The organism is Microcoleus sp. PH2017_34_RAT_O_A (assembly GCF_020737885.1).
Taxonomy (GTDB): domain Bacteria; phylum Cyanobacteriota; class Cyanobacteriia; order Cyanobacteriales; family Microcoleaceae; genus Microcoleus.
Genome location: NZ_JAEQDD010000185.1, coordinates 1 through 3,803 on the forward strand (window position 1 = coordinate 1; position 3,803 = coordinate 3,803).

The 3,803-nt window shown below is 44.9% G+C and carries 5 protein-coding genes; 4 read left to right on the top strand and 1 reads right to left on the bottom strand.

Going from position 1 to position 3,803, the window contains the following annotated elements; genetic code table 11:
• Positions 1-92: 92 nt before the first annotated feature.
• Complete coding sequence (locus JGK11_RS32475; protein ID WP_293214470.1) at positions 93-482, bottom strand: hypothetical protein; 390 nt, start codon at positions 480-482, stop codon at positions 93-95.
• 71 nt (positions 483-553) lie between these two features.
• Here JGK11_RS32475 and JGK11_RS32480 point away from each other — a divergent pair, with 71 nt between their 5' ends.
• The 4 genes from JGK11_RS32480 to JGK11_RS32495 all read left to right on the top strand — a co-directional run bounded on the left by JGK11_RS32480 (position 554) and on the right by JGK11_RS32495 (position 3,672).
• On the top strand, positions 554-1,447 hold the full coding sequence (locus JGK11_RS32480; protein WP_293214472.1) for an ion channel: 894 nt from the start codon (positions 554-556) through the stop codon (positions 1,445-1,447).
• A gap of 151 nt (positions 1,448-1,598) precedes the next feature.
• Positions 1,599-1,925, top strand: coding sequence for a DUF433 domain-containing protein (locus JGK11_RS32485; RefSeq protein WP_293186036.1), 327 nt, complete (start codon positions 1,599-1,601; stop codon positions 1,923-1,925).
• Between the two features lie 183 nt (positions 1,926-2,108).
• The gene (locus JGK11_RS32490; protein WP_293186015.1) at positions 2,109-2,444 is read left to right on the top strand and encodes a DUF433 domain-containing protein; all 336 of its coding nucleotides are present in this window, start codon (positions 2,109-2,111) and stop codon (positions 2,442-2,444) included.
• A 52-nt stretch (positions 2,445-2,496) separates the two neighbouring features.
• On the top strand, positions 2,497-3,672 hold the full coding sequence (locus tag JGK11_RS32495; protein WP_293214474.1) for an exonuclease SbcCD subunit D: 1,176 nt from the start codon (positions 2,497-2,499) through the stop codon (positions 3,670-3,672).
• Positions 3,673-3,803 lie beyond the last annotated feature (131 nt).

A 3,803-nucleotide genomic window follows, 5' to 3' on the forward strand; every position in this document is an offset into this window, starting at 1 on the left:
ACGTTTGTTGCGTCTGAGGCTGGTCATGTTGTGGCTTGCATCCCGCTCGAAGAGTCGGACAGTCTACAAGCCCCTCCCTTTAGGGATGGGGTTCATGACTCTTCAACTTGTCTGACAGCCATGCGTTGCAGCGGCAGGCTGAGGATGCTAGAAGCAGTCAACAAATAAGAAAGAACAGTAGTCAGCTTCAAACTCAGCAACAACCAGCTATCCTCTGGCAAGTGAAGTTTCAGCCCGAAAACAGATATGCAGTAAACTATCCAGTAAGTAAAGCTCATCTTGATCAGGATTTCTTCGCTCAAAGTACGCGCGGCGAAGCTATCCCCTAGGGAATCGTCAGCCCCGTCAGAGGAGGCATTATCGCTCAGCACGACTAGACCCGCAATAGCAGCGACAAAAGAAACGATCACCAGATTGTCATGCCAGTTAAGCTCAAGCATTTCTAAAACTCCGCTTTTATCGTAATTTTTGGAATTAGACATCAGTCTAAAGGATAAGTTTTCCCGTTCCAAGCAATAGTTACAATTTGACACAGCCACAGTTACAAATCGCAATGAAAATTCACCGCAATCGCCCGCCACAGACTCGTTTAGTCAGTCGCAAAGGACAATTCACCTTGGGTGTTGTCAAATTGGGAGTACCTCGCCTGCATTTTGCCGATCTATATCACAGGCTGCTAACTCTTTCTTGGCCACAATTTTTCATGCTGATTTGTCTGTCGTATGTACTCACAAATTCTTTATTTGCCTTAGCTTACTTAGCGGGAGGAGATTGCATTGCTAATGCACGGCCTGGTTCATTCAAAGATGCTTTTTATTTCAGCGTGCAAACAATGGCGACAATCGGCTACGGTGCCATGTATCCGCGCACCGAGTACGCTAATACTATAGTTGCGATCGAAGCGTTTTTTGGTTTGTGGGGAGTCGCAATGGTGACGGGACTGGCTTTTTCAAGATTTTCTCGAGCAACCGCTAGAGTTATCTTCAGCCGCGTAGCTATAATCGCTCCTTTCAACGGCGTTCCGACTCTGATGTACCGCGCAGGAAATCAGCGCTTCAACCAAATTTTAGAAGCACAGCAGCGAGCTACTTTAATCCGCGACGAAGTAACATCGGAAGGAGAATATATGCGGCGTTTTTACGATTTGCAATTAATGCGGAGTCAATCTCCTATTTTTGCCTTAACTTGGACGGTAATGCACACAATTGATGAGAACAGTCCTTTGTACCAACTTACCGCCAAAGATTTGATCGAGCAGCACGCCGAAATTGTAATTACGCTAACGGGAATTGACGAGACAGTTTCGCAAACTATACACGCGCGACATTCTTTTGTAGCGTCAGAAATCGTGTGGAATATGCGGTTTGTAGATATTATTTCGAGGACTCCGGATGGCGGGCGGGTGGTTGATTATACTCGGTTTCACGATGTGAAGCCTGTGGAATAGAAGTTTTGATTTAGCGCTAGAATTAGGTGTATTGCAACACAAGCCGTAGGGACACGGCACTGCCGTGTCCCTACCTCTGTTAGATTTAGCCAGTCCTAGAAGACCTGTAGGGCAAAACAAGTTAATATTTATGAACTCAATAACTGCGAACATGACACTGAAAGAATTGCAACCGCAACTTTTGGCGTTAACTCCTGAAGAAAAGACTCAAGCTATACTATTTTTAGCCCAAAGTTTAACCAACTTTTGGTCTGGAATTCAAAAGACTCCCGGCGTGTGCGGTGGCGATGCTTGCATCAGACAAACGCGCATTCCTGTTTGGGTGTTGGTGAATGCTCGCCGTTTAGGTATTTCTGAATCTGAACTGTTAGAAGATTATCCGACTCTGCGTGCCACTGACTTGGCAAATGCTTGGGCATATGCTGAGGCATATCCTGACGAGATTGAAACAGCAATTCAAGAAAATGAGGATGATTGAAAAGTGGCACGTTTTTATATTTGTTGAATGAAGTTATGAGTTACATTATTATCTATTCTTGGCTGGCAATGCGTACTATACAATTGGCACTTAAATAGGCTCAATAAATCTGGGTGGCAAGTGCTAGAATAGTTTGACGATCACCAAACATATATTTTTTACCACTTAGTACGAATAACGAACATGACACTAAAAGAATTACAACCGCAACTCCTGGCGCTAAGTCCAGAGGAAAAAACTCAAGCTATACAATTTTTAGCCCAAAGTTTAAGTAACTTTTGGTCGGAAATTCAAAAGACTCCCGGCGTAATGGGCGGCGAAGCTTGTATCAGACAAACGCGGATTCCTGTTTGGCTGTTAATAAGTTATCGCCGTCAAGGTGCTAGCGATGCTCATATTTTAGAAGGTCATCCGGATCTGAGTGCTGCCGATTTGGTAAATGCTTTTGCTTATGCTGAGGCACACATTGAAGAGATCGATCGAGGTATTCTAGAACAAGAAAAAGAAAGCGACACCTAAACGATTGTTAGAAACCCATAAGTATTAAAATAAATAAAAGACTCCTTGTAATATGCGAATAATTCATACTGCTGACTGGCATTTGGGACGACGTTTTCGAGGGATCGATCGCACTTCTGAAATTGCGATCGCCCTAGAACAAATATTGAAACAAGCCAAGGAGCTCGATGTCGATGCCGTGTTGGTCGCCGGTGACATTTTCGACGTTCCCAACCCTCCAGCCTATGCTGAGCGCATTGCCTATCAATTTTTCTGCGAACTCCAAGCTGCCGAAATTCCCGCAATTGCGATCGCCGGCAATCACGATTCAGCATCCCGCATCGACAGCATCGCGCAACTGCTATCCCTTGCCGGCGTTCGCGCTTTAGGTAAACCCAGGCGATCGGCAGACGGTGGCAGCATTACTCTGAATACCAAAAGTGGTAAACTGTGCGTAGGAGCAATGCCTTTTGCTTCCGAACAAAGACTCTTAGATGCCAATTCTCTGTGGCACTCCGGAGACGCCAACCGCCGTCAAGATTACCGCGAAATTGTAGCAGATTTACTGCAAAATTTAACCACAGATTTTCGAGACAATACTGTGAATATGCTGATGGGACACATGAGCATTGACGGTGCTCGCTTGGCTAAATCCGAAGTCGCTTATTACACGCGAGAACAATACCTGCTATCATCGCAAACTCTGCCGCCAGAAGCTCAATATGTCGCCCTAGGACACATCCACATTCACCAGCGGATTGCTAAGAGTTCTCCTGCTTATTATTCCGGTTCTTTGATTCAGTTAGATTTTGGAGAAGCCGAACAGGAAAAAGGATTTTGCTTGATCGAAGTTGAGCCGGGAAGTCAGGCAAAGGTAGAATTTCGACCTCTGGCTTGCCACAAACCGTTAAAAGTGCTTCAATGTGATAATGACAATCTCGATCAAATTTTAGAAGCTCATCAATATCATCCTGGTTTTTTGAAGGTAATTGTCGAATTGGATAGCCCGCAAATCGGATTAGCCGATCGCGTGCGGCAAATCTGTTCTCAAGCGCTGTTAATTGAACCGCGCTATCGGGATGCACCGCTAGAACCAACAGAGAGCACTAATATCGATCCCAACAACTTCGATCCAGCAGCAGAGTTCTGCAACTATTATCAAAACCGCTTGGGAACGACACCACAACCCGCTGTATTGGAGGGATTTGAGAATTTGTACAAGAAGTTTAAGGAAACAGTTAATAGTTAAGCAATCGAGACTAGATCCCCCCTAACCCCCCTTAAGGGACTTCCAAATAAATAATCATGCCAATACTGGCTCAGGGCGGTAAAAAATATCGATAAACCATTTACCGAGATTCAAGGGTTTGTCGTTGACCA